Below are 26247 nucleotides of genomic sequence, written 5' to 3'. Positions count from 1 at the left end.
TTGCTTGAGTAAAATTGAACGTATGACATTGAATAAACAACAACTCACATTAAATTGCGATATGGGCGAAAGCTACGGTTCTTGGAAAATGGGAGCCGATGACGAGGTGATGCCTCATGTTGATATGGCCAATATCGCCTGTGGATTTCACGCATCCGATCCAAACGTAATGCATGAAACCATCACTCTTGCCAACATGAATGATGTCGAAATTGGTGCTCATCCAGGCTATCCGGATATACAGGGTTTTGGGCGTCGTTCATTGAGCATGACGGGTGATGAGATCACTAACATGGTTGTTTATCAGGTTGGCGCGTTACAAGCACTTTGCCGAGCTCAGTATACCGATATTGGTTATATCAAGCCCCATGGTGCTCTGTATAACGACATGATGAAAAACGATGCTGTTTTTCGGGCTGTCGTTAAGGCTGTCGCTTTGTTCAAAGTGCCTTTGATGATTCTTGCATCCCAAGAGAATGAAAAATATTTAGAAATTGCTGATGACTTTGATGTGCCATTGCTGTTCGAAGCATTTGCAGACCGGTTGTATCAAGACAATGGCATGCTTACGCCAAGGACGCAGCCAAATGCGGTCTTAAAAACAGAGCATGCCATACTCGAACAAGTACGCATTTTAGCGGAGTCAGGCCGTGTAAAAACCGCATCGGGTAAGTATATCCTTCTCGAAGCCGATACAATTTGTGTGCACGGAGATAACGAAGAGTCCATTGCTTTGATTAAAAAAATTCGTCAGAGCCTGTATTCTGGAGGGAATTAATGCAACAGGAAACGTTTAGTATTTCAGCTGTCTCGGAATCCAGTATCCTTGTAAGATTTGAGGAGCGTATTCTTGAGGAGCACATTGGAGAAGTTGCTCGCCAAATAAGGGAACATCTGGCAAGTGTTATCATGAATGTTATTCCTTCTTATAGAACCGTCCTAATTGACTACCTGCCCTTTAGAATCGATGAAAGCTCTCTGATTGATACAGTAAACCATATACTCCTTCAGTTCGATCCTGAAGTGCATGGCCGTCGACAGCCTAACCATATTTCGATCCCCGTTTATTACTCACAAGAAACCGCATTGGATTTAGGTCGATTTAACGATTGTGGGTTGTCTTTGCAAAACGTCATCGATTTACATACTCAAACGGATTACAGCGTTTCAGCTATCGGGTTTGCGCCAGGCTTTGCCTTTCTCTCAGATGTTTGTGACAAGCTCATCATGCCAAGACTCACCACCCCAAGAACGCTTGTTCCTGCTGGCAGCGTAGGGATCGCAGATAGTAAAACTGCGGTCTACCCATCTGATAGCCCGGGCGGGTGGAATATTATTGGTCGAAGTCCAATAGCTTTATTTTCAGATACTCCTCCTTTTATTCCGTTTGACGTAGGTGACAGGGTGACGTTTTCTGCGATTAATAAACAAGAGTTTATCGACTTAGGAGGCGTTTTATGAGTGATGCTGGATTGTTGGTAGAAAAACCAGGACCACTTTCATTGATTCAAGACTTTGGACGTTTTGGTTTAGCGCATATTGGTATAACCCAAGGCGGCCCTGTCGATGATTACGCGTTTAGCTGGGCAAACTATCTGCTCGGAAACCCGGTTAATTGCTCTACAGTCGAAATTACATTGGGAAACGCGACTTTTGTAGCGTTGCACAATTGCCATTTGGCTATCTGTGGTGGTGATTTAAATGCGAAAGTTGACGGCGTGCCAATTGCGAATTGGTCTGACTTTATATTAAAAAAAGGACAAAAACTTCATTTTGGTATGCCTAAAAATGGATTACGTGCTTATCTAGCAGTGAAAGGCGGATTCGATATTGAAGAACATCTTGGTAGTTCATCAACGGTTTGCAGAGAGTTACTTGGTGGCCTTGACGCTAAAGGCAGTGCACTCCAAGCTGGTGATGCATTGCCCTTTACCCCACATCGATTACCACAACATAAACCAAGGCAAATGACCTTTCGCTTTAAACCCGATTACAACCTACCCGTTAAGTTGAGAGTGATCGAAAGCTACCAATATGATGATTTTGATATCAAATCGTTAGATGCACTTTACTCAAGTGAGTTTACGATCTCTCCGGATTCAAATCGCATGGGTTACCGCCTCCAAGGCGACACAATTAATCCACCGTATGATGGAATACTGTCTGAAGGTATCGCACTTGGCGCGATACAGGTGCCAAATGATGGTAACCCGATAGTACTGTTGAACGATCATCAAACAATAGGTGGTTACCCTAAACTTGGGTGTGTGGCACGAATAGACTTACCAAGACTGGCGCAAGCAAAGCCTGGTCAAAAGGTGAGTTTTGTAAAGGGTGATAGATTGAGGTTGCAAGACTTGTGGTGTCAATGGGCTCAGTTTTTTGGCTACTGAGCCCTACTACTGCACAGAAAATAATTACATGCCGTAACGCTCAGCGAGCGACTTGGGATAATCACGTTCTTGAGTTAGCTGTATTGCATATTGCTCAACTTCTTGCTCGCTCCAATGAATGGCAACTGGGTGTTGTAACTCGACATCTTGTTGCGGTTCGATACCAAACCAATGATGCAGTATCTTTTGTGCGGCCAACAAAGTAGAAGACGCTTTTACGATTTCCACTCGCGCATAGTTGTTTTGCTCAAAAGTAACGTCCGCAGCTCTTAATACAGGGTCACTTCCCGGGATCTGCTGGGCACCAAATAGCGCTTTACCACCTTTCACTGCCGTGTGATATGCAGGGATAAACTGAGCCATGTGCTGGATGGCATTGTTGGTTCTCGCCTCTAGCGCCTCTTCTTTCCAACCCAGACGGATTTTTGACAGCAGAAGATTGGGTAGTTCAGGCTGAGCTGACGTGCTTGTGCTTGCAACCAACCCATCATCAAATAACGTTATGCCTTTTGTCATACCGTGCAATTGGAAAACACCATCCCCATAGGGCGTTAACTGTGCCATTCCTTTGTCAGTACCACGAGGGCCATGAAAAATGACTTCTGGCCATTGCTGATCACAGGCTTGCCATTGTGTGATGTAAGCGGCTTTAAACTCAACCAATCGGTCGCGTTTCACTCCGACAGCATTATCCACGGAACCCGTTTCAAACCCACAGGCATTCACTAGATAATCACAACTCAACTCACAGTCCGCCCCATTGTGCTGATAGTTCAACTGCCAGTGATCGCCCACCCACTCGGTTCGTGTAAGTTCAGCTTGAGTGAGCACTTGAGCATTAGGTAGCTGCTCTAAGGTAAGAGATGCGATTGCAGCAAGTCTGAACACGCTCCAACCATATTCTTGGACAGATACCACTGGGTATTTCAATGAATCTAAGTTGGCGTGTTGAGCGAACGGTATAGCCCAGTCATCAAAACTGACCGGCTCGGCTGGTTGAGTGCGCTTCGAAAGTTCGATTAACTCTTCTTTCGAGTACAGTTTGTAATATTCACTAGGTTTACCAAGCACGCGGTTACGTTCATCCTTATCCACCAATGTTTGATATGCGCTTTTAATTACCTCAAGGCGTGGGATAAGGGTGGAAGGATCACCACCATCAGAATGTGGAACTGCAATAATAGTTGGGCGGATATTCAGTGATAGTGGGTACAGCCGAATAGTATCAATCGATTGAGAAAGCAAGTCTAAACACTGTTGCTCAGAGATCTCTCGATACAAGTTACCGCCTGCGTGTAAATGACAGATTGGTGGACCATTCACTAAGGACACACCCTTTTCAATAACGGATACTTTAAACCCTAGCTCTGCAAAATGAATGGCTGCTGTAGATCCGGCTACTCCGCCACCAACAACAACGATGTGTTTTTCTTTATAACTTGGAAACTCAGACTTCATTGCTTCACTGAATATTTTATAAGGGAAATTCTTTACTAGTAGTTAATTCTACTCGTCTTTGAGAATGATTAAAATCACAAAAAGTTCATGGGTTTGCATAGACCTCAAAACGTGTTTTTAAAAAGGAAAAAAAGTGCGAAAAAGTGCTTGACTGCGTTCTCTGTAAAAGCAATTTTTAGGCTGATGTGAATAAGATATTTACCACAACACCCACGGCATAAAGCCTGTCGAAATACCCTACTTTTTGCACTCTTCAGTTATCCCAAAAGTTATCCACTGTTTTTGTGGATAACTACAATAAAAGTGTCATGGATGAGTTATCACTGTATTAGGGCTTGACCAATTAAGTGTTTATTGGTGTTAGCAATCTTTTCAGTAAACTCATGACAACCAATGCTAACGTCGCGAAGGTTGCTAGCGGTAAAGCTATCCACAATTCGGGGTGTATCTGAGCATTAAGTTCAAGTCCATACGTCATCACTGCAGCAACACAGAGTTCTGCCGCGCATACAGCTACACAGCTCGCAATTAACGCCATGATTCCATACTCTGCCCACAATGTGGTACTGATACGCTTTTTGCTTGACCCTAACGTCCGATATAAGCGAATTTCCTGCTGACGCTGCGAGAGACTCAAACGTAATAGTGTGAATATGAGTAACAGCCCCGCAACGACTCCCAGCAAGGCAAGAATAGTAATCGCAGTTACGATTTGTTGAATCAATGCTTGAATTTTTTCACCCATAGTACGGATATCTAAGACAGATACCGTGGGATGCGATCGAGACATCGATGTCAATAACGCTTGGTTATCCTCAGTAATTCGATAGCTTAAGAGATATGAACCTGGCAAACTCTCCATAACATCTGCAGAGAATATAAAATAGAAGTTTGGCTTCATATCTCTCCATTCAACGTGTCGTATCGTATCGACTGTCACGTCAAAGTTTTGGCTGTTGATAACAAAACGTAATTTGTCACCTAGCTCAAGGCCGAGTTCATCTGCCACGTCGGCTTCTACTGAAACGCTGGTCTTGTTCGTCCACCTCCCTGTAACTACTTCATTATATTCCGGCAGGCTGTCTCCCCAGGTTAGATTAAGCTCGCGACTGATTGCATCAGACTCTTCACCCTCATACTCTATGTCTTTTACGTTTTGACCATTAATTTCTGTCAAACGTCCTCGAATGATAGGGAAAGCTTGTGACCGGGTAACGCCATTTTTATCCAGAGTTTCCAGATAATCCGCGAGTTCATATTCAGCGATATTTAAAGCAAAAACATTGGGCGCATCGGCTGGTAGTGTCCGTTCCCAATCTGCGAGTATATCGCTGCGCACTAGCCAGATGATGGATAACAGCATGAGTGATAAAGCCAAAGCACCAAATTGCAGTCCACTGGTTACTGGTGTTCGGTTTATCCGGCTAAGCGCCAGTTTCATTGCTGGCTGTGTCGAGAACCTTGCAAATAACTTAGTTAGAGAGACGCTCACTAATGCCAGAACAACAAAGAGTACTGCGATACCAACAAGGACAATCCATACTAGCGTATTGTTTGCATATAACATTAACAAAGGGACAACTGGTACTAAAACAAGCAACATCCGCTTCCAGGAGCGTTGCGCTTTACCTTGCTGAAGCACTTCTAATGCAGGTGTTTTAATCAGCCCTAACAACGGGATGCCCAGCGCAGGAATGGTGATCAACACCGCTGAAATGAAAGAGACTAGAAATGGAGTGACGCCGTAACTAGGTAGTGGATCAGGTAACAAGTCTTTCAATGGAATACGTAACAGATACTCAAGGCCACTTCCTAAGATCAACCCAACCAAACTCGCACTGATGAGCAAAATCGCCACTTGAATAAATAGCCATTTTTCAATCCAACGTCGGCTAGCTCCTAGGCTCTTTAACATGGCGATAGTTTGAGTTCGGCTGTTAACATAATTCTGGCAGGTCAGAACTAGTGTCGTCGATGCCATGATGATTACAATCGCGACAGTGAGAGATAAATACTGCGTTGTCCTTTCGAAGATTTCATTACTACGACTAGCGCTGTCCTGAGTACGCCATCTATCACTAGGTGATAGTGGCGTGGTGTCTTGTAGTTTCTTAAGTGTGCTATTGTCTGCTTTGATAAACAAACGATATTGCACTCGACTTCCGACTTGTATCGCTCCTGTTTTAACTACATCACTTTGATGTATATACGCGGAAGGCATTTGTTGAAAAGGATTAAAGCTTAAACCCGGTTCCATCAGAACTGCGCCTGAAACGATAAACTCCGCATCGCCAATGGTGACAGCGTCACCTTTTTTAACATCCAACTGGGCCAAAATTCGTTCATCTAGCCATAACTCTCCTGCTTTAACACGGCCAGAAGGACGGTCAGTTAGAGCTAAGTCACCCATTAGTGGATATTGTTCATCGACCGCACGCACAGATATCAACTGCATACCGTTGTCACTAAATGCCATGGTTGGAAACCGCGTCATTTGGGAGGTTTCAAGCGACTCTGTCGCACTCAGAATGGATTCGGTTAAAGGATTAGCAGAAACAAATACCGCATCTGCGGTCAGCGCATCTTTGCCTTGTTTTACGATTACCTGCTCCATCCGTGACGCTAATGCAGAGAGTGCAAAAATGCTGGCGATAACGAGTACAAGCGCCACACTTATCGGCCAGAGGCTACCTTGTTTTATTTCCCCTAAGCTCCAACGAATTAAGCTTTTGGTTGAAGAGTGTTTCTGGGCTGCACCCTGCTCTGTGGAGCTCTGGTTACTTGAAGATAATGCAGACATTATATCGCCTCCTTAAGCTCACCCGCCTCCATGCGATATATACGATCACATCGATCAGCTAAATGACTATCGTGCGTAACCAAAATGAGTGTGGTGCCATGCTGCTCATTGAGATCGAATAACAGCTCAATCACTTTATCGGCGGTTTGGTGATCTAAGTTGCCTGTTGGTTCATCCGCAAATAGAAGTTCTGGCTGTGTCATGAATGCTCGTGCAAGCGCCACTCGCTGCTGTTCTCCACCAGAAAGCTGACTTGGTAAATGATCAAGACGTTTGTCTAATCCAACCGCTTTGAGTAATTCCGCTGCTCTAGATTCGTCTTCCGCGTCACCACGCAATAAACATGGCAGGGTCACGTTGCGTAGTGCCGTCAGACTCGGGATTAGCAAGAAACTTTGAAAAACAAAGCCCAATGAATCTGCCCGAATCTTCGCACGCTCTTCATCGTCTAGCTTTGAAAGTTTGTTACCGAGTAAGGTAATTTCTCCAGATGTTGGCGTATCAAGGCCAGCTAGAAGCGTCATTAACGTCGACTTACCCGCCCCCGAAGTGCCGACTATTGCAATTTTTTCTCCTTTTCTGATGTCAATATTTACATCTTTAAGGATTGTTAATCGTTCGTTATTAGTAGAGACTTGTTTAGAAACTAAATTCGCTTGAACAATAGGTGCTTTGAGTACAGGTGTTTGCATGATTCGATTACTTTCCTTAGTTCTCTTTTTTTGTTTTTCCGTTGCGGCGTTCGCTAACGAAAAACTGCTTGTTTTGGGTGACAGCCTGAGTGCTGGCTACAATATGCCGATTGAGAAGAGTTGGCCTAGCTTACTCCCTGACGTTTTGTTCGAACATGGACAAAATGTAACAGTTATTAATGGCAGCATCTCTGGCGATACCACAGGTAACGGCCTGGCACGCCTTCCGCAGCTTCTAGAACAACATTCACCCTCCATCGTTCTAATTGAACTGGGGGCAAATGACGGCCTAAGAGGTTTCCCGCCTAACCTTATTACGTCAAATCTCTCCAAAATGATTACTATGATCAAAGATTTTGGAGCGGAAGTCATCATGATGCAAATTCGTGTTCCACCGAATTACGGCAAACGTTACAGTGACATGTTTTACGATATATATCCAAAATTAGCAGAACATCAACAAGTAAAATTAATGCCGTTCTTTCTGGAGCAATTGGTTACAAAACCAGACTGGATCATGGATGACGGTCTGCACCCTAAACCGGAAGCGCAGCCATGGATCGCTGATTTCGTTGCTCAAGAATTGATTAAACATCTCTAGGGACTGTTTATCTTTCACGGTTGATTTTTGCTCTAAAGGTGAATAGACCCTACTTTTAATGGTCTAGCTCAATAAGTGTTACTTAACTTTAGGTTATTCTGAACAAGATTTCATTCACCGAGGTTAGATAACAACATGCGAATAGAACCTTTAATTCAAGGTGTTGTTGCTCGTTCTGCACATCCATACGGATGTCATGCATCAATCAAAGAGCAAATAAATTACGTAAAACAAGCACCGCAAATCAAAAACGGACCAAAACGAGTTTTGATTATTGGTGCCTCCTCTGGTTTCGGGCTTGCCGCTCGCATTGCCCTTACTTTTGGTGGTGCAGAAGCCGATACAATAGGCGTCTCGTTTGAACATGGCCCATCGGAGAAAGGCGTTGGTAGTGCTGGCTGGTACAACAATATCTTTTTTAAACAAGAAGCGAATAATGCTGGTCGTACGGCTATCAATATTGTCGGTGATGCATTTTCGGACACTGTACGTCACGATGTCATTGAGGCCATAGAAACCTATTTCGAAGGCGAAGTTGACTTAGTGATTTACAGCCTGGCGACGGGTATTCGTCCAAAACCAAACAGTGACGAGTTCTGGCGTAGTGTCATCAAGCCGATTGGTGAACCAGTCACCGGTGCTTCTATCATGCTGGAAAATGATCAGTGGGTAGAAACAACTTTACAGCCTGCAACCGAAGAAGAGGCAGAAGCTACCATTAAAGTGATGGGCGGCGAAGACTGGGAAAGCTGGATTGATATGTTAATCAATGCAGAGTCACTTGCTGAAAACTGCCAAACCATCGCATTCTCATATATGGGGCCGGAACTCACTCACCCTATTTATTTAGACGGTACATTAGGTCGTGCAAAAGTCGATCTACACCAGACCAGCCATGCGTTAAACCTCAAGCTGACGAACTTTGGAGGCGGAGCTTATGCGACCGTCTGTAAAGCTCTTGTTACCAAAGCGAGCGTGTTCATACCAACCATGTCCCCTTATTTACTGGCACTTTACCGTGTGATGAAAGAAAAAGGCATGCATGAGAGATGCATCGAGCAGATGCAACGCTTGTTCACCACCAAACTGTACCGTCACACGACCGTTCCGGTGGATGGCGAAAGGTTGATCAGAATCGACAACTTTGAGTTAGAGCCTCAAGTGCAACAAGAGGTAAAACAGCTTGTTGAGCAAATGAACGGTGATAACTTCATGCAGATTGGTGACTATCAGGGTTTCAAAGATGAATTCATGAAACTCAATGGCTTTAACTTTGCAGATGTCGATTACTCTCAAGACATTTCAATCGAAGACCTAGCATTACTTAAGCCTTGAGCGCCATTTAACACGTTTCAAACTTGAGACAATCATCAACTATTAAGAGTCCTGAATCATTTTCAGGACTTTTTTATATTTCGCGCTGACCCACCTCTATACTTAACACGTACAACACAACAAAAGCGAACGTCACAATTGGCTTCAATTCACAGGATGTGAAACTACAGTAAAGGACGATTATATGGGGAGAATTCAGACATTAGATTATAAAATCCCTGACTCCATGCAGAAAAGTTGGCAAGAGATTGTGAATCTGCTTGCGCAAATTGGTGAAGTGCCGACCACACTTGTTATGCGCGCTCACCAAGATTATCTTGAAGTGAATACCTCAAGTCACACACGAGGAAACCCCTACAAGCCCGGAGACAGAGAATCACTCGGCAATGGACTATATTGCGAATATGTGATTAATAACCAACAAGGGCTTATCGTCCCGAACGCACCAGAAGACGAAACTTGGAGCAACAATCCTGACTTAAAGCTCGGCATGATTTCCTATTCCGGCCTGCCTTTATTGTGGCCCAATGGTGAGGTCTTCGGCACCCTTTGCATGCTTGATTCTAAGCCTAATACGTTCAGTGAAACCTACCTTCAACTACTAAGTTCCTTCAAAGACTCTATTGAAGCTCAGCTCGCCGTTGTATTTCAGCAGCACAAGCTACTGCGGTTGAACCACGAGTTACAAAATCGCGTGGAGAATAGAACCACAGATCTTGCGCAACTCAGTTATTCACTGACTAAAGAAATTGATCGGCGTAAAGCGGCAGAGAAACAAGTTAGCTATCAAAAAACACATGATCAAGGAACTGGCTTTCTAAATCGATCCGCTTTGGAGAGTGTGGTTGAAAAATCACTTCAAGCGCTTGAAGACGATCAACAATCTCTCGTCGTCATCAATATCGGGTTTAGTAACGCGAGAAGTATACAAACCAGGTATGGCTTTGAAGCATTTGATGAAATACTCAAAGAATTTCACTCCCGCCTATCCAAACGTGTACAAAGCTTTGTTACAGGAAGACCTAGTTCCAATGACTTAGTGCTGTTAATCTCCGGAGATGATGTAGAGGAGAAGCTCCATCAATTACTTGAAGAAATTTCTAGTGTAAGCGTTGGCAACTTTTATAATAATAGGACCGAAGTCCACTTACACTCCTACATTGGCGTAGTAAAGGCTCAAAGAAATAGTAACGCCAAGCAACTGCTGCAAAATGCCTGTTATGCAATGTTGTTATGTAAAGAGTCTGGAGAAGCGTACCGATATTTTAGCGAAAGTCACTCAAACGACCTTAACAACCATAGCCAACTAGAAGGCTACTTATTACAAGCGGTACGTAATGATGACCTCATGCTCTATTTTCAGCCAAAGGTTAACCCCAACACTCACGAATGGGTTGGCGCTGAAGCATTATTGCGTTGGCGGCATCCGGTATTAGGTGATGTATCCAACGAAGCTTTGATCCGCATGGCAGAGCAGAATGGCCTAATATTTGAAGTCGGATTATTTGTACTTCGTACCGCAATAGCAAAAGCCAAACAATGGTCGGAGATGACAGACAACTTTAAAATTGCGGTTAATGTGTCTCCTATCCAATTACAAAACGTTAGTTTTGCCGATCAGGTTGAGCACCTTCTCGAAACATTTCACCTTCCACCCCAGTTTATCGAGTTGGAAGTTACTGAAAGTGCCCTAATCGCAGATGAAAAGCTTGCAGTCACAACCCTCAATAAAATACACCAGCTTGGTGTGACGTTGTCACTTGATGACTTTGGTACCGGATTCGCCTCCTTTAGTTATCTAAAGAAATACCCATTTGATGCCATAAAAGTGGATAAGAGCTTTGTCCAACAAATGGATAAGTCAGATAACGATCGAGCAATTATTCGCTCCATTATCCACATCGCAAAAAAACTAGATCTTCAAGTTGTAGTAGAAGGTGTGGAGTTAACAAGTCAGGAGCACTTTTTAATTAGAGAAGGCTGCGACATAGTACAAGGATTTCTCTACGGCAAACCCATGCCTTGTAATGAATTTGAACAAGGCTTACTCAGCCAGCGCCCCTTAGATGAGCGGCACACCTGTTCATCCGAGTTTGCGCCTAAATAAATTCGCTCTAGATTTTCCAGTTTAGCAGCCACTGTTACCTGTATATTGCCGTCAGTTCTGTATACTGCTTTACTCTATTGTCGGTGATTCCTATAATCGCCGCCCGCTTCTAATAAAAAGGCCAATATTTTCATGGATCAGTTAACTGCCGCGCTTAAGAAAATTGAAAAGCAGAACTACCGTGCTTACCAGCAAATCAAAGGTCAATATGACTTTACTGATTTCACTTTGTTTATCGACCATGTTCAAGGTGACCCTTATGCTTCTGCTTCTCGCCTGCGTGCAACTCGCGAGTGGTCTTTAACAGGTCTTGAGTGGTTGAGAAATGAATCAGCGGCTTTCCAACGAGCTGCACGAGATTTTATCGCACGCAGTTTTGACCTTTTTGCCAAGCAAGAGAACTCGGTTTCCATCGCTTTAAATGGCCAAACGGTACTCGACAGTACCGCCGTTTTATTTACTGAAGAAGGTATTGAACTGCGTTTTCGAGTAAATCTTCCGGCCGAAGGCCGCTCTGTACTTGGTAAAAAAGCCAACAACATTCTGACCTTCCACTTACCTAAGTTTATTCGACGCGCGACGCTCGAACGTGAGCTGGATAAGGATGCGCTGATGAAACACTGTCAGGTGGTGGAAGATCAAGAGGCGCTTAGAGATCAATTAGAAGCGCACAATTTAGTCGCGTTTGTTGCTAACGGAAGTGTTCTTCCGCGCGTGGCTGGTAACTGCGATTTGCCAATGAAAGATGCTGTTGAATTCAAAGCGCCAGAATCACTGCAAGTCACGTTACATGCGCCAAATAAAGGTTATGTTACGGGCTTAGGTATTCCTAAAGGCATCTCACTGATTGTAGGCGGCGGATTCCATGGTAAATCAACGTTGTTGAATGCTATCGAACGCTCTATTTACGATCACATTCCGGAAGATGGTCGTGAGTATGTTGTCACTGACAATAAATCAATGAAAATTCGCGCTGAGGATGGACGCTGTGTTCATCATTTGAACTTGTCGAATTACATTAACCATCTACCAATGGGTAAAGATACCGCAGACTTCGCCACTCAAGATGCATCAGGTTCGACTTCTCAGGCAGCATGGCTGCAAGAGTCCATTGAAGCGGGAGCAACTTCTCTGCTTATTGATGAAGATACATCGGCAACAAACTTTATGATTCGTGATGAGCGTATGCAAGCGTTGGTTGCAAAAGGCGACGAACCAATTACACCGCTTGTTGACCGTATCGGGCAACTCAGAGATGAGCTCGATATTTCCACGATCATCGTTATGGGTGGCTCTGGTGACTACCTTGATGTCGCTGATACTGTCATTCAAATGCATGACTACCAAGCTGTCGATGTGACTGAGAAAGCGAAGCAGGTCATCGCTCAGCACCCTACTCAGCGTCACAACGAATCGGAAGAAGCGTTAAAAACGTTCCGTCCACGAGCATTAAACCGTGTAGCGTTAATGAATATCCTTACTGATGGTAAGTTCCGCGTAAATGCCAAAGGCAAAGATTCACTTCGCTTTGGCAAAGAGTTTACCGATTTAAGTGCTCTAGAACAGTTGGAATCCGCTGACGAAGTGAATACGATTGGATGGCTTTGGTTCCAGCTGGCACAACTTCCAGGTTGGTGTAACAATCCAGCGAAAGAAATCGAAGAGATGCTATCAGCAGAATGGCATGCGACGCTACCAAAGCAAGGTGACTTAGCTAAGCCTCGTACACTGGATGTGATGGCCGCTTTAAACCGTATGCGTAAATCTCAATTCAAGCCGTCACACTAACCGACGACAACGCAAACATAAAGGTAGCCGATTTGCGCTGCCTTTATGGCTCCGCTCGAAGTACGTTCCACGCCTCACATAACGTTCTAAAACGTTCTGCGTCTCCACCTTTACAATCAGGATGCCAACGAAAAGCCAGTTTACGCCACCGTTTTCTAATATCAGTACGCGTTGCAGAGCCGTCTAACTCAAATAAATAAAGTGCCTTGGCTCTGTCCAACTCAGTGGCACAGTTTCCTCCAATATGTCTTTTATAGGCGAGCCAAAACTCGTTGAGTAGGCCGCGAACTTCGCGCTCACTGGCTTCATAGTGCTCCCAATCGAGATAGTATTCGCGCAACGGATCGCGATGATCCATGGCGGTAAATGATGAATCTACTTTCCCCGTCAGGGTAATATTCATCGCTTCGACACAAAGCCACTGCTCTGGACATAAATGCTCTTGAAGTTGATATAACGCGTTCATGATAAGAAAGTTCTTTTTAAATAAATCCTTATCCGCGGATGGGTCAAGCTGATGTATATATCCTTGTTCACTTAGCTGACTGGCTAAAGTGTGTACTTTCCATCCTGAAGGGCGCTTTCTAAGGAGCTCTAATATTGGCCACAACAACGGATTGTCCATCTCACCGTGTTGGAGCTTATCGCTTGGCAATGCCATCTTTCCTTCCTTAAAATAAAAACAAAAAAGGCCGATAGCAGAAAGCCACCAGCCTTAGTACTCAGCAGTAGGTTTTAAATTACGCCAAGTTCGCGTAAGCGTTCCATAAGGTAGCTATGCGCAGTGTAGCGTTCTGAAAGGACTACGTCTGGTTTCGGGTGTAAGAACAGCGGCAATGAAATACGCGACTTATCCTGACGTCCACCAGTTGGGTTAATGACGCGGTGTGTGGTTGATGGGAAATATCCACCTGAAGCTTCTTGAAGCATGTCACCAATATTGATGATCAAGTTACCGAAGTCGCAAGGAACGTCGATCCACTCACCTTCTCTGCTCTTTACTTGTAGACCCGGCTCGTTCGCAGCAGGCAATACAGTGAGTAAGTTAATATCTTCATGCGCGGCAGCTCGAATTGCCCCCGGTACTTCTTTGCCAGTCATCGGTGGGTAATGCAATACTCGAAGCAGAGTTTTTTCGCTGTTATTGATCATCTCTGACAATGCGATTGAAAACCTGTCCTGAACCTCTTTAGGTGCATACTGCTCAACCCAACCTAAAAGTTCTTGAGCAAAAGCATCCGCTCGCTGGTAGTACTCTAGAATCTCGGTTTTCAGCTGCTCTGGTATCTGCCCCCAAGGGTAAACATGAAAATATTCTTTAATATCTTTTACAGAGTGCCCTTTCGCGACTTCAGAAACGGAAGGTGGAAAATAACCATCTTGTGTATCAACGTTAAAGTGAAAATCATTTTTTTGTTCAGAGCTAAAAAATGCCTGCCAGTTATTATAAATTGATTCCACCAATTCTTGAGGGATTGGATGGTTCTTTAGTACACCAAACCCAGTTTCGCGCAGCGATGCAACAAACTGCTGAGCGGCATCATCAGCAAGGTAATCGACAGTTTCCAGTTTCATGACTTTACTTCTTTTTTATTTGGTTGAGTCACGGATTCTATGTACGGGCATGTTGTAAATCAAACTTTAATGAAATGTGCACGCGCAAACGCTTCAATGTTGCGCGGTCTATTCATTATCCAACAGTTATCGTTATCAATGTCAGCGGAAACAAAGAATTGCACAGCGTTCAATTAAATGTAATTATGAGATCGATAAGTTAAGCAATACTCACTTTGTTCGACTTGTCGTAAAAAGCCAAGTGAAGGATCGAATAAACTTATGAAAAGTATTTCTACATTGTTGGGACTAACGATTATCTATGCCGTCGTGTTTTTGTTTTCAGCACTGGAGCCCAACTCACGGGCCGTTTGGTTTGCTGAGATTTTTCCAGCGATCGGTATCTTGATAGCAATATGGGTTATATCTATTCGATATCAATTTAGTAACACTGCCTATGTTTTGATGTTTATCTGGCTGTGTCTGCATACTATCGGAGCAAAATATACGTTTGCTGAAGTCCCGTTTGACTGGTTTAACAATTTGATTGGTTCAGAAAGAAACCATTTTGATCGAGTCGCACATTTCTCGATTGGATTGTACGCCTACCCGATCGCAGAATATTTGATTTACAAAAAGAAGATCAATGTTAAGTTTTCTTGTTGGTTTGCCTTGTTTGCCATAATGTCTTTAGCGGCAGGCTACGAGATCATTGAGTGGTGGTATGCGGCTATTGCTGGTGGCGATGAAGGTATCGCCTTTCTGGGCTCACAAGGTGATATATGGGATGCCCAGAAAGACATTCTATGTGACACGTTGGGGGCTATCGTGGCGTTAATTTTAATGTCGGCTCAGCGTCGACTCACGAAGCCACTCTAAGTACGGATTAAAGCCATCAACAATAGGAACTTGTACGATTTGGGCCACTTCATATTCGTGCAAGTTCTCAATTTTTTCTTCAACTAGTTCGTATAATTCACGCCGAGTTTTAATCACCAACAGCCATTCAGTATCGTTACAAATTTCGCCTTCCCAGACGTAATGACTCTCGATTGGCATCGTTTGAATACATGCAGCCAACTTTGCTTCTAACAGACCTTTAATGATTTGATCACGGTTCTGCTCATTAGCTGTGGTACTTAGCACTATGCAGTAATCATGCTCTACGGTCATTACTTACTCCCTACTTCATTGTCACTTTGCCACCAATCATTTTATATGCTGGTGTGCCTCTTACCAATGTGTCTCTTGCAAATTCTTGTTGGCAACCTGGGCAAATACAAGGCGTTTGCGTAAAGTCCTCTACGATACGTTCTTTAAAACATTTCACCAACGCGCCTTTACCACCTTTGCGGTATTTAAACAGTTGGGTTTTACATTTTGAGCAATAAATCTCGACGGTTTTCGTCGGTTGCTTTTTATTCGGTTTTGCCATCGTTGTTTATCAGTTATTGGGGGATATCCGGTTTTACCCATACGTTACTAAAATCAAACCAACCTAAAGCGTTGCACTTCGCGTTTTGTAATGCCCCGCTATGGTCTTTATTCACACCCAGCCAGCAATGGAACATCGGAATAACCTGGTGGCTTTTGACTAACTGTCTACCGAGTTCACGCGCGGGAAACTCCGGATAAACACCAGCCCGCCATTGATCGACTAATGCTGACCAGCCGGAAAAGTCGTAACTTGAACTGAACGTCTCGATATCACTATAGTCCAGTAACCAACCCGCAAGCGCATCATCACGATTTGTTGCGATTCCCATCGCTTTAATCCAAATGTCAACACTGGACGGCTCTGGCGGCTGGCTATCATAACGAATGAACTCAACGTCGACACCATGAGGTTTTAAGAGGTTCTTAATGGCTTTAGCAATAACAGGAAACATCGGGTGTTTCTTCTGATACGCGACGGAAATAACTTTACCCTGCTGTGGCACAGTACCCGCTTGTGTTGGCCTCAAATCAATCCAGCCCGGCTTTATACCAAAGGCTTGTAAAACTCCAAGCTCTATGACTTTATCTTGTGGTACGTGAGCGTATATCTGATGGCTGTTCAACACCTGACTGAACAATTCTGCCCATCTTGGATCTTTCGCTATACCCGTATTTTTGTTCAGTAACAGAAATGTACAACCAGGATCTAACTCCACCTCATCGGTTGAAGCATGCTTGTCCATCTGAGGCTTTGACAAGCTCGGGTAAACCATGCTTGAGTAGGCTTCATCTATCACCCATACTTCAACCTGATCCAGTAAAGGCCGAAACCCGAAATAGCCATCAAACGCTGTTAGGATAAGGCGTTTATCATCGTTCACTTTGACCTGAAAGGGGCCGGTCCCTATTGGTTTTATATCAAATTCACCAGAACGCTGCGTCTTGGGCAATAAGACTTTAGCTTGAGACTCACTTAACGCTAGTGGTAAGTATCGGTCTGGGCGCATGAGCTCAATATCGATAGTCCAAGGTAGTGGTGACGATACTTTCGATATATGAGCAAATAGATTTAAGCCACTGAGCGCGCGAATACTTTCCAACACACAATCCGTTGTGAGAAGTTCGCCATTATGAAAGCGTACACCACGGCGCAAATAGAAACGCCAGTGTGTATCACTTAACGATTCCCAGGTATGAGCCAAATCGGGTTTAAGTTGTTCATTTTCATCAAGTCGGGTCAGGCCACTAAAAACTTGTCTTGCGATATGCTGTTCTGAACGACGCATTGGCTTTTGTGGGTTGAGCATGGCCAGAGGACGATAATACGGCAGACGGATAACCTGCTCGCCTTGACGGTTTTGCAGCCCCAAATAGCCTTGAATCACCTGAGTGAGCCTGGTCGCGTCGTTGTCTAAGGCATCCAGTGCCTGGCCAATTTTCCCTTCGTCGAGATAACGTCTTGCCAGGTTTTCACTGACATCACTGCGGTTGCGCTTAAACACCAACTTCGAAAGCTTTCCTCGACCAGCGGCAGGATGCCACTCAATCCAGCCCTCTTCTTCTAACTTATTGAGGACAATACGAGCATTACGTCGAGTACAAAAGAGAGTTTCAGTAATATCTTCGAGCTGAACTTCTGTATCGTTTCCAGAAAATTTTTCAAAAAGTGTTTCAAACTGAACACGTAAGCGCGGACTACTCATAAAGAGGAAATTCATATTTAGATATCAATACGACAAGTTTCCTCATTTTTATGAAAAAGTGCAAATTTAGATGGGTGATTTATTGAATATCCAAACCAATTTCATGTGAAAGCTCAGTTAATTGCGCTTCGTTATCCAACTTTATAGACCATTTACATTCCGCTCCGTGGCACAAGACCACATTGGCCCCTCTGCCGAGAAGTTGTATCGCATCGGTCTGAGCCTGTAATGTGACCATCGAAGCGCCAGTTAATTTAATGACGACTTCGCGCTGTGTCGCGATGATTTTACCCAATGAAAATTCAATGACCATCTTGGCTTATCTCACTTAGATTTTTGCTGCTTCACAGCGATAGTCAAGCGACTGGTGCAAACTAAACGATCGCGCTCGTCGGTAATATTGATTTGCCAAACCTGAGTTGATACGCCCAAATGCAACGGTTTTGCCGTACCAACGACATAACCACTGCGCATTGCTCTGACGTGGTTGGCATTAATGTCCAAACCCACGCAATAGCTCCCTTCGCTCACACAGAAATTTGCCGCAACGGAACCCAGTGTTTCAGCTAACACGACAGAGGCACCACCATGGAGCATCCCTAATGGTTGATGAGTAAAGCTGCACACTGGCATGGTTGCGCTAATAGAATCGTCTGTGAACTCGGTATATTCTATTTGTAGATGCTCCATCATGGTGTTTTTTGACGTTGCATTAAGTATCTCTACACTGATTGGCTTTTTCCAAATGCTCATTTTATGCTCTTATTTTTAAAGTGTTGGTAATTATGGATTAGGAGTTGCTTAGCATAGTCCTTATTACATCTCTACTTCAAGGCATAACTACAAGGGCAAGATGCTCTTTAATAAGCGATAATTACGTATATACTGTTGAACGAAATAGAAATAAATATGTGGAACCAAATATGAAGGTATGGATTAAAGCTTCTGCTCTTTTGGCCGTCGCAGGATTATCAGCTTGTAGCGCATCTCCTACTGGTCGTAACCAACTTTTAATGTTTTCTGATCAAGAGATGTCGTCTCTCGGAGCGAAATCTTTCGACCAAATGAAGAAAGACATCCCAATTAGCAAAGATAAAAAGGTGAATGCGTACGTTCAGTGTGTGGCTAAACACGTGACAGATGTCATTCCCTCACAACCAGGGTTCCAAGACTGGGAAGTCGTCGTGTTTGACAGTAAACAGGTCAACGCCTTTGCTTTACCTGGAGGAAAAATTGGCGTCTATACTGGGCTTCTTGGTGTCGCAAAAAACCAAGATCAACTCGCAACGGTGATTGGCCACGAAGTCGCACACGTTCTTGCAGACCACAGTAACGAGCGCCTGTCCCAAAGTCAGTTAGCAAACACAGGTCTATCACTTGCGAATATTGCTATTGGCGCTTCTGAATATAGCCAATATCAAGAGATGACCATGGCAGCATTAGGTGCTGGTGTGCAATACGGTGTGATTTTGCCATACGGCAGAACTCAAGAATCCGAAGCGGATATAGTTGGCCTCGATTACATGGCAAAAGCTGGTTTCGATCCGAACCAGAGTATAGATCTATGGAAAAACATGAGCGCGGCATCGGGTGGTGCTCAACCGCCTGAATTTTTCTCCACCCACCCTTCTCACAACACGCGTATTAAAGAGTTACAAGCGACGATAAGAAAGCTGCCTAGTTACAACGTTAAAGCGCCGAAGTGTGGTTAACGGTCACGAAGATAACAAGTCCTTACAGAAACATAAAAAAGCTCCATTTTTGGAGCTTTTTTAGCATTCGGAGGTAGGGGTTTAAGTCCCTAAAATCTGCATCGGTAAACTGAGTAAGCTATCTCCTAGGCTCGCGAAATACCAAATAATAGCCACGAACCCACCAACGGACGCAACATACCAAGCAAAAGAGAACAGTTGCCCGTAGCGCGTTAGCGGCAACAAGTGGCTGTGATGACGTGTCCGCCATTCCATCACCACTTCCAACATCCCCATAATCAATAAAAAGCCAAGTAGCGTTAAGCCAAGTGAATAACTCAGGACGATACCAAGTATCGCTGTAATTACACTCCCCACTAACCCAACCCAAGTGTTCATTGAGAACGTTATGCTCTTAAGGACGTGCCCGCCGTCTAAAGGCAAAATTGGTAATAAATTGAATAGGTTTAACAACGCATTAAACACGGCGAGACCAGCGAATGTAATCTCACCAGTGACCCAATACAAGATGGTAAATACAATACTTAACACCAAGCCAAAAAACGGTCCCATGATGGAGATAACCACGTCCTGCCAGCGAGTGTTGATTTTTTCATCACTTAACGCGAGTCCACCCAGAAATGGAATCAGGTAGATGCCTTTCGTCTTCATACCAAAGTACTTCATCGCTTTAATGTGCCCCCACTCGTGAAACACAAGACAGGCAATGAGCGCAAGGGCGAATTCGATTGAGAACAACCAAGAGTATGCGGCCAGACTAGCAGAGGCAAACGCCACTTTAATAACTTTTGCGCTTTTTAACGCTTTCATACCTAACGACACGATACCAATTAGGCTTAAGCGCTTTTCGCTTGGAGGTGCCACTTGTGGTGTCTGACGTTCGATATCTTTCTCATTGCGCGAACCACTTGTCACTAGAGTGTCATTCATTTTGACTTGATATGACAAACTGAAAGGCTGCCAATGCACTGCACAATCTAGCTCACACTTTAATACCTCTTCACCAGCCATAAGATTAAACTGATGTGCGCTTTGCTCAGACTCGTTTTCGTTGGCATCAATCTGAGAGACTAACTTGTTGTCCCAATACAACTGCTGCCACCCCGCCATTGACCCTTCCAATCTGAGTGATCGTCCTAAAAATTCAATATGTAGTAATTCCAACGTGCTCTAGCCTAATGACCGTAAAATTCAAAATACCAAGTTTATCAGAGGTTATATGGCTTTCATAAAGCCTAAATGTAAGCCTTTTGAGCGCTATTTATCCATTAGTGTTACGAAATAATTCTGGTCTAACCATTTGCTTAAAAAATATAAAGTCAATACATAGCCTTACCTTCCAACGTTTGACCCATGCATCAAATTTAAAAAACAAATCCACCTCAAGCTTTGACAATTAATTAAACATACGTTTAACATTGCATTTACATTGTGCATATATTCCATAACAAAACAATGGTTCTTACCACTACACAATAATTAAAAGGACTACGGTCTAGATAAAGACACCCTAGGAGGGTCAAGGATGAACAAGAAGCGCTGCTCTCTGCTTACAATTTCTATATTGTTTGCGTGTAATGCCCAATCAGCGGGTTTTCAGGTTGTTGAACATTCAGCATCTGGTCTTGGTCGAGCATTTTCAGGCGAAGCCGCTGTCGCAGACAATGCCAGTGTTCTGGCACGAAATCCGGCAGCCATGACACTTTTCGAACAAGCTCAATTTTCAGGCGCTATAAGCGTGGTTGACCCTGAAGTAAATATTTATGACACTTTTTATGATGAACACTCTGACGATATTGCACCTTTGGCTGCCGTACCCGCAGCCTATTATGTCAGCCCTATCAACGAAAAGTTTGCTTGGGGCATCGGCATGTTCACAACTTATGGTGTTTCAACGGAATACCCGGATGACATCTCTGCAGGCGATCTAGCTGGCGACACTTCGTTGATGTCGGTTAACGTAAACCCGAACCTTGCATACCGCATTAATGACTCATTTAGCGTCGCTGGCGGTCTTAGTCTGGTTTACGCAGAAGCTGAGTTAACACGCCATAAAGGTTCCTTAGCTCCATTGTTTGGACCAGGAAGCCAAAAATCTGACAAATTGATCAGCATGGAAGATGAGACATTTGCTTGGGGTTGGAACCTTGGTGCTCTCTATGAAGTGGATAAGAATAACCGCTTTGGTATTGGCTACCGTTCACAAATTGACCTTGATTTCGAAGAGGGTGAATTCCGTAGTTACGACTCAGGTATTGCAACCGCAGCCAAAGTTGACGGACGTATCAAGATCACCCTTCCTCCTATCTTCGAGCTATCGGGCTTTCACCAAGTCAATGATCAATGGGCGTTTCACTACAGTTGGATGTTAACCAACTGGAGTCAATTTACAGAGCTTCGTGCTACCAGTGACCAATGTAACAACGGCGTCTGTTTCTCTAAACAGGAAAAATACGATGATAATAACCGTTATTCAGTTGGTGCTACTTACACGTTAAACAATAACTGGGCATTCCGAGCGGGTGTGGCTTACGACGAGCAAGCAGGTAAGGCAACATTGAGTATCCCAGATACTGATCGCTATTGGTATAGCGCGGGTTTAACTTACGCGTGGAACGACAACCTGACTTTTGATGCTGGTTTCGCTTTGGTGCATTGTGACGATAGTTCTTTCACTGAAACTAACGCGTCTGGCCAAGAACTCACATTCGATTCTGACGGTGTGGCGTACATCAGTTCAGTACAAATGAATTACACCTTCAACTAGTCGGTCTAACGGAGTAAACCAATGAAACATACTTTTAAATTATCTCTGCTGTGTTCTGCAATCCTACTTGCTGGTTGTGGTGACGAATCGGCTAGTCGAGGCACATCGGAACAAATAGGATTTGAACCTGCGGTTCAGGCCTTACTCGATCGCCAAACATCAATTCAATTTACCCTTCAAGGCGCTAATGCCGTGGTTCCCGCTCCATCTTACCTACTGATGGATTCAACTGACGGCACTTTAGGGCTGCCAACTGAAGGCGATGAAGCACTAACCAACCCAAGAGCCTCTATGAACACCATGGATGGTTGGTCTACATCAATGCCTATCGTATTAAACTTCAATGGCGATGGTTTTTCTTCAGGCATGGTGACATCGGGTGTAAAAGTCATCAAAATCAATACGCGTCTGACAGATTGGGACGGCACCAGTAATCCGATCGAAGAAGTTCTTACACTCGGCACGGATTACGTTGCACAAACCAATGGTAACTCGCTCTACATCCAGTTTATGGATGCTCTGGACGAATCGAGTGAGTATATATTTGCCGTAACGCAAGACGTCACTGATATTAATGGCGACCCGATCGGTACGTCTTCGAACTACGCTATTGCGAAAAGTAAGGAAGTCGTGTACGAAACCGGCGACTTGGCTTCCGTTCAAGCGGTGACGAAGGCAGTCGAAGGTATTTTTGGCTTAGCGAGTGTTAACCCTGATGACATTGTTTATTCATCCTGGTTCAGCACGCAATCTGTGGGCGACACGCTAGCTGCTGTTAAAGGGGTGACGGCAACGGGCTTCTCTACTGGCACAAACACGCTTAATGACGTGTACAAAGCAGATTCAAATGACAACTCTGTTGATCTCGCGGCCGCTTATACGATGACGTTTGATACGACTCAGGATTTCGTAACGGCTCTGGATAATGACCAAGATTTCAATCAATACGTTAGTGATCTAGACGCAGCTAAGACCGCAATAAAAGGTCTCTATAATGCTTCTGGTGCTAGCGTGAATGTGACTCAAGGCTCGGTAAAACTGCCTTACTACCTTGATAAAGGTGCAGATTGGAACATGCAACCAATGGTTTCTGCAATGCCAAGTCTTGCAAAACTTAGCGCAGCGTTAGCCGACCCGAACGAGCAAGCGAATATGGTTCAGCAGCTTTCTACCGGCGTTTTCGCGGATAACCCTGTGGATGTGACTAAGTTGGCAAGTGATCCTACCGAACAGTTGAAACTGGTTGGCTCTACCCTGTATCTAAACGACGGCAGGCAGTTAGACAGTGAACGTATTATTACGCGTTATTCACCTGTACCTGCGGTCAAGTCTGTTGAAGATGTTGAGTTTCTTCTCTTCACGCCTCAGTCAGGTGTTGCTACAGACGTTGTGGTCTATCAGCACGGCATCGCGTCATCAAAAGAAACGGCTTATGCGTTTGCCTACAACATGGTGAAAGCCGGCGTAGCCGTTATTGCTATCGACTTGCCAATCCATGGAACACGCAGTCTTGACGCACAACGGTCTGCGAATGCAAACGTGCTTGCTTATTTGAACCTGTCGAACTTAGCGGTGGCGCGTGACAACTTACGTCAAAGTGTGCTGGATGTTTTAGGCCTTCGTGCGAGCTTGGTGGTATCTGCGCAAGGCGGTCTTTTAGCTAATGGGCCTCTTCAGGGATTCAACCCAATGGCTGGCTCACAGGTTAAAATGCTGGGTCATTCTCTTGGCGGTATCGTTGGGACATCAGCGGTTGCAGCAGCAAATAATTCGCTAGGTAGTCCAACGGCAGATGCACTCTATTCATTTAGTGCCGCCTCTATCCAAAACTCAGGTGGTCAAATTGGCAACTTGTTACTGGGCTCTGAGAAATTCGGCCCTCAGATAAAGCATAGCGTGGCATACTCTGCGTCGGCGGACTACATGTCATTTGCTGATGCACAATGTACCCAATTAGATGCAAAAGCCTGTTTTGAGAATTTTGAAGGTCTGGCTACTGCAGGACAACTTGCTGCACTAAGCTCTGGTTTCTCTCAGTTCATCTACGCTGCACAGACAACGCTCGATACTGTTGACCCATTCACCAACGCTAGTGATTTGATGTCTTCAGGCACACTATCGACGCCATTCTTTATGACAGAAACGAATGGTGACTCAGTGGTACCAAATAGCGTGTCTAACGCACCATTCGCAGGTACTGAACCATTAGCAGAGAAACTTGGCTTAACGACCGTAAACAGTTCAAACACAACCGTGTCACCGACTGCAAGCTTCGTTCAGTTCAACTCAACCGCGACACACAGTACGTTTGCTTCACCAAGTGGCACCTTGGCTGACCTCGATCACCACATCGAAATGCAAACAGAGAACACAAATTTCTTAATGGATAATATGTTATCGGGTGTAACTAACACATCAGTGTTGAAATAAACATCAGATAAAAAACCTCAGACTGAACACAAGTCTTATCCCCATGCCCTCAATAGTTGAGATTCAATTATTGGGGGCATTTGCACGGTTTAACCGCTGATAGATTCATATCTCTTTGTAGTTATGAGGAACTTTTATATCCCGACACCAATTCTATTACCAAATAATTTACATATTTACATTAATCAGGTTGCAATATTGTAAAAACCAAACCTAAATTTCCTAACACCCTTTTATTTATCAGGATAAAGTGGATAATACCGCCACAAAATAACATTACTAAGGTGAGTCCTTATGTCTATCGAAGCTACTTTGCTTGCACGCTGCGAGTCAAAATGTGAACTATGTTCTTCTGAATCTCCATTAACTGCTTACGCTGTTCCGCCACACGGTAACGTAACAGTTGATACCGCTATTATGGTTTGTGACAAATGCCTAAGCGAGATCGAAGAGCCTACTAAAGACATTAACCACTGGCGTTGCCTAAATGACAGCATGTGGAGCCAAGTTCCAGCAGTACAAGTGACTGCATGGCGCCAACTGACTCGCCTAAACAGTGAAAGCTGGGCTCAAGATGCTCTTGACATGATGTACATGGAAGAAGAGCAAATGAATTGGGCGATGAAGGGGATGTCTGCAGATGACAAAACTCTTGATTGTAACGGCACCGAACTTAAAAAAGGTGACGACGTAACTGTAATCAAAGATCTACCAGTTAAAGGGACAAACCAAGTGATTAAGCAAGGTACGGTTATCCGTGGTATCAGCCTTGGTGATGATCCAAAGTTAGTTTCAGGTAAGGCAAACGGTGGTCAGTCTATGTATGTGATCGCTGAGTACTGTCGTAAAAAGTAATAAGCATTACTTTTTCGTAAACAGGGTTCCAGTTGGAGCCCTGTTTTTGTTTCAGGCCACTTTAGCTATGGCTAGTTATATCATCTCGCGGTGGCCATCAAATAAATACAAAAAAGCCAGCTATTAAGCTGGCTTTGTTCATTTACTGTCTTCAGATTAACGATACATACCGATATCTTTCTGAATATGTGCTGACAAGTCTTCTGCGTAGTAACCACGTGGTGTTGAGTTATCTACAAAAAGAATGTCTAGTAAGTGTGCAATCAATCCTTTGAAGTTGACCGAGTAGGTCTTCTTATCCATAGAGGTTGGTAAAGCTACATTTGTCATTTGCATTGCTTGTGCCATGATTGCCTCTCTTTAAAGCAGTAATCTGTGTTGTTGGTTGTATAATAGTCACATCGTTTCACTTTAAAAAATGACAAAAATTACTCACTCGCATTAATTTTTCTAATGAAACAAACCCATTACAAACTCTAAAGATACTAATACTCACCTGGCGCATAACTATTCAAAAAAGCTTAAGATTGCTTGAATAACTTTAACTTACTCGATATTCCCAATAGATTTTCTCAACATTCTGTTAACCAAAATTTTTTCAATCTCATATTTTAA

Annotated in this window: 24 protein-coding genes; 12 read left to right on the top strand and 12 right to left on the bottom strand. The window is 44.0% G+C overall.

The features are described from left to right. Positions 1–22 precede the first annotated feature (22 nt). The 3 genes from L3V31_RS17720 to L3V31_RS17710 are packed head-to-tail and all read left to right on the top strand — an operon-like array spanning position 23 to position 2393. Positions 23–778 (top strand): 5-oxoprolinase subunit PxpA, encoded by a 756-nt coding sequence (locus L3V31_RS17720; protein ID WP_237317995.1) that lies wholly within the window; start codon positions 23–25, stop codon positions 776–778. Beyond that, the gene (locus L3V31_RS17715) at positions 778–1461 is read left to right on the top strand and encodes an allophanate hydrolase subunit 1 (RefSeq protein ID WP_237317930.1); all 684 of its coding nucleotides are present in this window, start codon (positions 778–780) and stop codon (positions 1459–1461) included. Before L3V31_RS17720 ends, L3V31_RS17715 begins: the two co-directional genes overlap by 1 nt. Further along, positions 1458–2393 (top strand): biotin-dependent carboxyltransferase family protein, encoded by a 936-nt coding sequence (locus L3V31_RS17710; protein WP_237317928.1) that lies wholly within the window; start codon positions 1458–1460, stop codon positions 2391–2393. The genes L3V31_RS17715 and L3V31_RS17710 overlap by 4 nt, the downstream gene beginning before the upstream one ends. Positions 2394–2417: 24 nt before the next feature. Here the strand turns inward: L3V31_RS17710 and L3V31_RS17705 are convergent, their stop codons facing one another. The 3 genes from L3V31_RS17705 to L3V31_RS17695 form a co-directional block, all read right to left on the bottom strand. Then, positions 2418–3851: an FAD-dependent oxidoreductase gene (locus L3V31_RS17705; protein ID WP_237317926.1), complete on the bottom strand. Its 1434-nt coding sequence runs from the start codon at positions 3849–3851 to the stop codon at positions 2418–2420. A 343-nt stretch (positions 3852–4194) separates the two neighbouring features. Next, entirely contained in the window at positions 4195–6651 is a 2457-nt protein-coding gene (locus L3V31_RS17700; protein WP_237317924.1) for an FtsX-like permease family protein, read from the bottom strand. After that, entirely contained in the window at positions 6651–7343 is a 693-nt protein-coding gene (locus tag L3V31_RS17695; protein ID WP_237317922.1) for an ABC transporter ATP-binding protein, read from the bottom strand. Before L3V31_RS17695 ends, L3V31_RS17700 begins: the two co-directional genes overlap by 1 nt. Between L3V31_RS17695 and L3V31_RS17690 the strand changes: the two genes are divergently transcribed. From L3V31_RS17690 to L3V31_RS17675, 4 genes are all read left to right on the top strand, one after another. Continuing rightward, the gene (locus L3V31_RS17690; protein ID WP_237317920.1) at positions 7342–7944 is read left to right on the top strand and encodes an arylesterase; all 603 of its coding nucleotides are present in this window, start codon (positions 7342–7344) and stop codon (positions 7942–7944) included. The genes L3V31_RS17695 and L3V31_RS17690 overlap by 2 nt on opposite strands. Positions 7945–8079: 135 nt before the next feature. After that, on the top strand, positions 8080–9279 hold the full coding sequence (gene fabV / locus L3V31_RS17685; RefSeq protein WP_237317918.1) for an enoyl-ACP reductase FabV: 1200 nt from the start codon (positions 8080–8082) through the stop codon (positions 9277–9279). A gap of 184 nt (positions 9280–9463) precedes the next feature. Beyond that, positions 9464–11386, top strand: coding sequence for a GGDEF and EAL domain-containing protein (locus tag L3V31_RS17680; RefSeq protein WP_237317916.1), 1923 nt, complete (start codon positions 9464–9466; stop codon positions 11384–11386). 132 nt (positions 11387–11518) lie between these two features. Further along, the gene (locus L3V31_RS17675) at positions 11519–13174 is read left to right on the top strand and encodes an ABC-ATPase domain-containing protein (RefSeq protein ID WP_237317914.1); all 1656 of its coding nucleotides are present in this window, start codon (positions 11519–11521) and stop codon (positions 13172–13174) included. Between the two features lie 43 nt (positions 13175–13217). Here the strand turns inward: L3V31_RS17675 and L3V31_RS17670 are convergent, their stop codons facing one another. Then, positions 13218–13835 (bottom strand): DNA-J related domain-containing protein, encoded by a 618-nt coding sequence (locus L3V31_RS17670; protein ID WP_237317912.1) that lies wholly within the window; start codon positions 13833–13835, stop codon positions 13218–13220. A gap of 74 nt (positions 13836–13909) precedes the next feature. Beyond that, positions 13910–14749, bottom strand: a complete 840-nt coding sequence (locus tag L3V31_RS17665) for a 2OG-Fe(II) oxygenase family protein (protein WP_237317910.1) — start codon at positions 14747–14749, stop codon at positions 13910–13912. A gap of 261 nt (positions 14750–15010) precedes the next feature. On the opposite strand from L3V31_RS17665, the gene L3V31_RS17660 reads away from it, so the two are divergent. After that, the gene (locus L3V31_RS17660) at positions 15011–15607 is read left to right on the top strand and encodes a DUF2238 domain-containing protein (RefSeq protein WP_237317908.1); all 597 of its coding nucleotides are present in this window, start codon (positions 15011–15013) and stop codon (positions 15605–15607) included. Here L3V31_RS17660 and cutA read toward each other — a convergent pair. The 5 genes from cutA to L3V31_RS17635 all read right to left on the bottom strand — a co-directional run bounded on the left by cutA (position 15569) and on the right by L3V31_RS17635 (position 18621). Then, positions 15569–15901, bottom strand: coding sequence for a divalent-cation tolerance protein CutA (gene cutA / locus L3V31_RS17655; RefSeq protein ID WP_237317906.1), 333 nt, complete (start codon positions 15899–15901; stop codon positions 15569–15571). The genes L3V31_RS17660 and cutA overlap by 39 nt on opposite strands. A 10-nt stretch (positions 15902–15911) precedes the next feature. Beyond that, positions 15912–16163, bottom strand: coding sequence for a hypothetical protein (locus L3V31_RS17650; protein WP_237317905.1), 252 nt, complete (start codon positions 16161–16163; stop codon positions 15912–15914). A gap of 13 nt (positions 16164–16176) precedes the next feature. Further along, positions 16177–17868, bottom strand: a complete 1692-nt coding sequence (locus L3V31_RS17645; RefSeq protein WP_237317903.1) for an SgrR family transcriptional regulator — start codon at positions 17866–17868, stop codon at positions 16177–16179. Between the two features lie 79 nt (positions 17869–17947). Beyond that, entirely contained in the window at positions 17948–18181 is a 234-nt protein-coding gene (locus L3V31_RS17640; protein ID WP_237317901.1) for a DUF3389 domain-containing protein, read from the bottom strand. Positions 18182–18192: 11 nt separating this feature from the next. Further along, positions 18193–18621, bottom strand: coding sequence for a hotdog fold thioesterase (locus L3V31_RS17635; RefSeq protein WP_237317899.1), 429 nt, complete (start codon positions 18619–18621; stop codon positions 18193–18195). A gap of 170 nt (positions 18622–18791) precedes the next feature. On the opposite strand from L3V31_RS17635, the gene L3V31_RS17630 reads away from it, so the two are divergent. Beyond that, positions 18792–19580: a M48 family metallopeptidase gene (locus L3V31_RS17630; protein ID WP_237317897.1), complete on the top strand. Its 789-nt coding sequence runs from the start codon at positions 18792–18794 to the stop codon at positions 19578–19580. A gap of 81 nt (positions 19581–19661) precedes the next feature. On the opposite strand, the gene L3V31_RS17625 is transcribed toward L3V31_RS17630, so the two are convergent. Continuing rightward, on the bottom strand, positions 19662–20690 hold the full coding sequence (locus L3V31_RS17625; protein ID WP_237317895.1) for a site-2 protease family protein: 1029 nt from the start codon (positions 20688–20690) through the stop codon (positions 19662–19664). Between the two features lie 415 nt (positions 20691–21105). On the opposite strand from L3V31_RS17625, the gene L3V31_RS17620 reads away from it, so the two are divergent. The 3 genes from L3V31_RS17620 to L3V31_RS17610 all read left to right on the top strand — a co-directional run bounded on the left by L3V31_RS17620 (position 21106) and on the right by L3V31_RS17610 (position 25632). Further along, on the top strand, positions 21106–22347 hold the full coding sequence (locus L3V31_RS17620) for an outer membrane protein transport protein (protein ID WP_237317893.1): 1242 nt from the start codon (positions 21106–21108) through the stop codon (positions 22345–22347). 21 nt (positions 22348–22368) lie between these two features. Next, positions 22369–24777, top strand: a complete 2409-nt coding sequence (locus tag L3V31_RS17615; RefSeq protein WP_237317891.1) for a VolA/Pla-1 family phospholipase — start codon at positions 22369–22371, stop codon at positions 24775–24777. Between the two features lie 294 nt (positions 24778–25071). Beyond that, a complete protein-coding gene (locus tag L3V31_RS17610) occupies positions 25072–25632 on the top strand; it encodes an alkylphosphonate utilization protein (protein ID WP_237317890.1) in 561 nt (186 codons plus the stop codon). A 156-nt stretch (positions 25633–25788) separates the two neighbouring features. Here the strand turns inward: L3V31_RS17610 and L3V31_RS17605 are convergent, their stop codons facing one another. After that, complete coding sequence (locus L3V31_RS17605; RefSeq protein ID WP_014234260.1) at positions 25789–25980, bottom strand: hypothetical protein; 192 nt, start codon at positions 25978–25980, stop codon at positions 25789–25791. Positions 25981–26247: the final 267 nt, after the last annotated feature.

Source organism: Vibrio sp. J1-1 (genome assembly GCF_021728395.1).
Classification (GTDB): domain Bacteria; phylum Pseudomonadota; class Gammaproteobacteria; order Enterobacterales; family Vibrionaceae; genus Vibrio.
Note: the sequence above shows the minus strand (reverse complement) of the source record. Positions and strands in the feature narration are given on the sequence as shown.

Excerpts from the sequence above, each read along its gene's own strand:
- L3V31_RS17720 (WP_237317995.1), top strand. The coding sequence starts at position 23 with ATGACATTGAATAAACAACAACTCACATTAAATTGCGATATGGGCGAA.
- L3V31_RS17715 (WP_237317930.1), top strand. The coding sequence starts at position 778 with ATGCAACAGGAAACGTTTAGTATTTCAGCTGTCTCGGAATCCAGTATC.
- L3V31_RS17710 (WP_237317928.1), top strand. The coding sequence starts at position 1,458 with ATGAGTGATGCTGGATTGTTGGTAGAAAAACCAGGACCACTTTCATTG.
- L3V31_RS17705 (WP_237317926.1), bottom strand. The coding sequence starts at position 3,851 with ATGAAGTCTGAGTTTCCAAGTTATAAAGAAAAACACATCGTTGTTGTT.
- L3V31_RS17700 (WP_237317924.1), bottom strand. The coding sequence starts at position 6,651 with ATGTCTGCATTATCTTCAAGTAACCAGAGCTCCACAGAGCAGGGTGCA.
- L3V31_RS17690 (WP_237317920.1), top strand. The coding sequence starts at position 7,342 with ATGATTCGATTACTTTCCTTAGTTCTCTTTTTTTGTTTTTCCGTTGCG.
- L3V31_RS17695 (WP_237317922.1), bottom strand. The coding sequence starts at position 7,343 with ATGCAAACACCTGTACTCAAAGCACCTATTGTTCAAGCGAATTTAGTT.
- fabV (WP_237317918.1), top strand. The coding sequence starts at position 8,080 with ATGCGAATAGAACCTTTAATTCAAGGTGTTGTTGCTCGTTCTGCACAT.
- L3V31_RS17680 (WP_237317916.1), top strand. The coding sequence starts at position 9,464 with ATGGGGAGAATTCAGACATTAGATTATAAAATCCCTGACTCCATGCAG.
- L3V31_RS17675 (WP_237317914.1), top strand. The coding sequence starts at position 11,519 with ATGGATCAGTTAACTGCCGCGCTTAAGAAAATTGAAAAGCAGAACTAC.
- L3V31_RS17670 (WP_237317912.1), bottom strand. The coding sequence starts at position 13,835 with ATGGCATTGCCAAGCGATAAGCTCCAACACGGTGAGATGGACAATCCG.
- L3V31_RS17665 (WP_237317910.1), bottom strand. The coding sequence starts at position 14,749 with ATGAAACTGGAAACTGTCGATTACCTTGCTGATGATGCCGCTCAGCAG.
- L3V31_RS17660 (WP_237317908.1), top strand. The coding sequence starts at position 15,011 with ATGAAAAGTATTTCTACATTGTTGGGACTAACGATTATCTATGCCGTC.
- cutA (WP_237317906.1), bottom strand. The coding sequence starts at position 15,901 with ATGACCGTAGAGCATGATTACTGCATAGTGCTAAGTACCACAGCTAAT.
- L3V31_RS17650 (WP_237317905.1), bottom strand. The coding sequence starts at position 16,163 with ATGGCAAAACCGAATAAAAAGCAACCGACGAAAACCGTCGAGATTTAT.
- L3V31_RS17645 (WP_237317903.1), bottom strand. The coding sequence starts at position 17,868 with ATGAGTAGTCCGCGCTTACGTGTTCAGTTTGAAACACTTTTTGAAAAA.
- L3V31_RS17640 (WP_237317901.1), bottom strand. The coding sequence starts at position 18,181 with ATGGTCATTGAATTTTCATTGGGTAAAATCATCGCGACACAGCGCGAA.
- L3V31_RS17635 (WP_237317899.1), bottom strand. The coding sequence starts at position 18,621 with ATGAGCATTTGGAAAAAGCCAATCAGTGTAGAGATACTTAATGCAACG.
- L3V31_RS17630 (WP_237317897.1), top strand. The coding sequence starts at position 18,792 with ATGAAGGTATGGATTAAAGCTTCTGCTCTTTTGGCCGTCGCAGGATTA.
- L3V31_RS17625 (WP_237317895.1), bottom strand. The coding sequence starts at position 20,690 with ATGGCGGGGTGGCAGCAGTTGTATTGGGACAACAAGTTAGTCTCTCAG.
- L3V31_RS17620 (WP_237317893.1), top strand. The coding sequence starts at position 21,106 with ATGAACAAGAAGCGCTGCTCTCTGCTTACAATTTCTATATTGTTTGCG.
- L3V31_RS17615 (WP_237317891.1), top strand. The coding sequence starts at position 22,369 with ATGAAACATACTTTTAAATTATCTCTGCTGTGTTCTGCAATCCTACTT.
- L3V31_RS17610 (WP_237317890.1), top strand. The coding sequence starts at position 25,072 with ATGTCTATCGAAGCTACTTTGCTTGCACGCTGCGAGTCAAAATGTGAA.
- L3V31_RS17605 (WP_014234260.1), bottom strand. The coding sequence starts at position 25,980 with ATGGCACAAGCAATGCAAATGACAAATGTAGCTTTACCAACCTCTATG.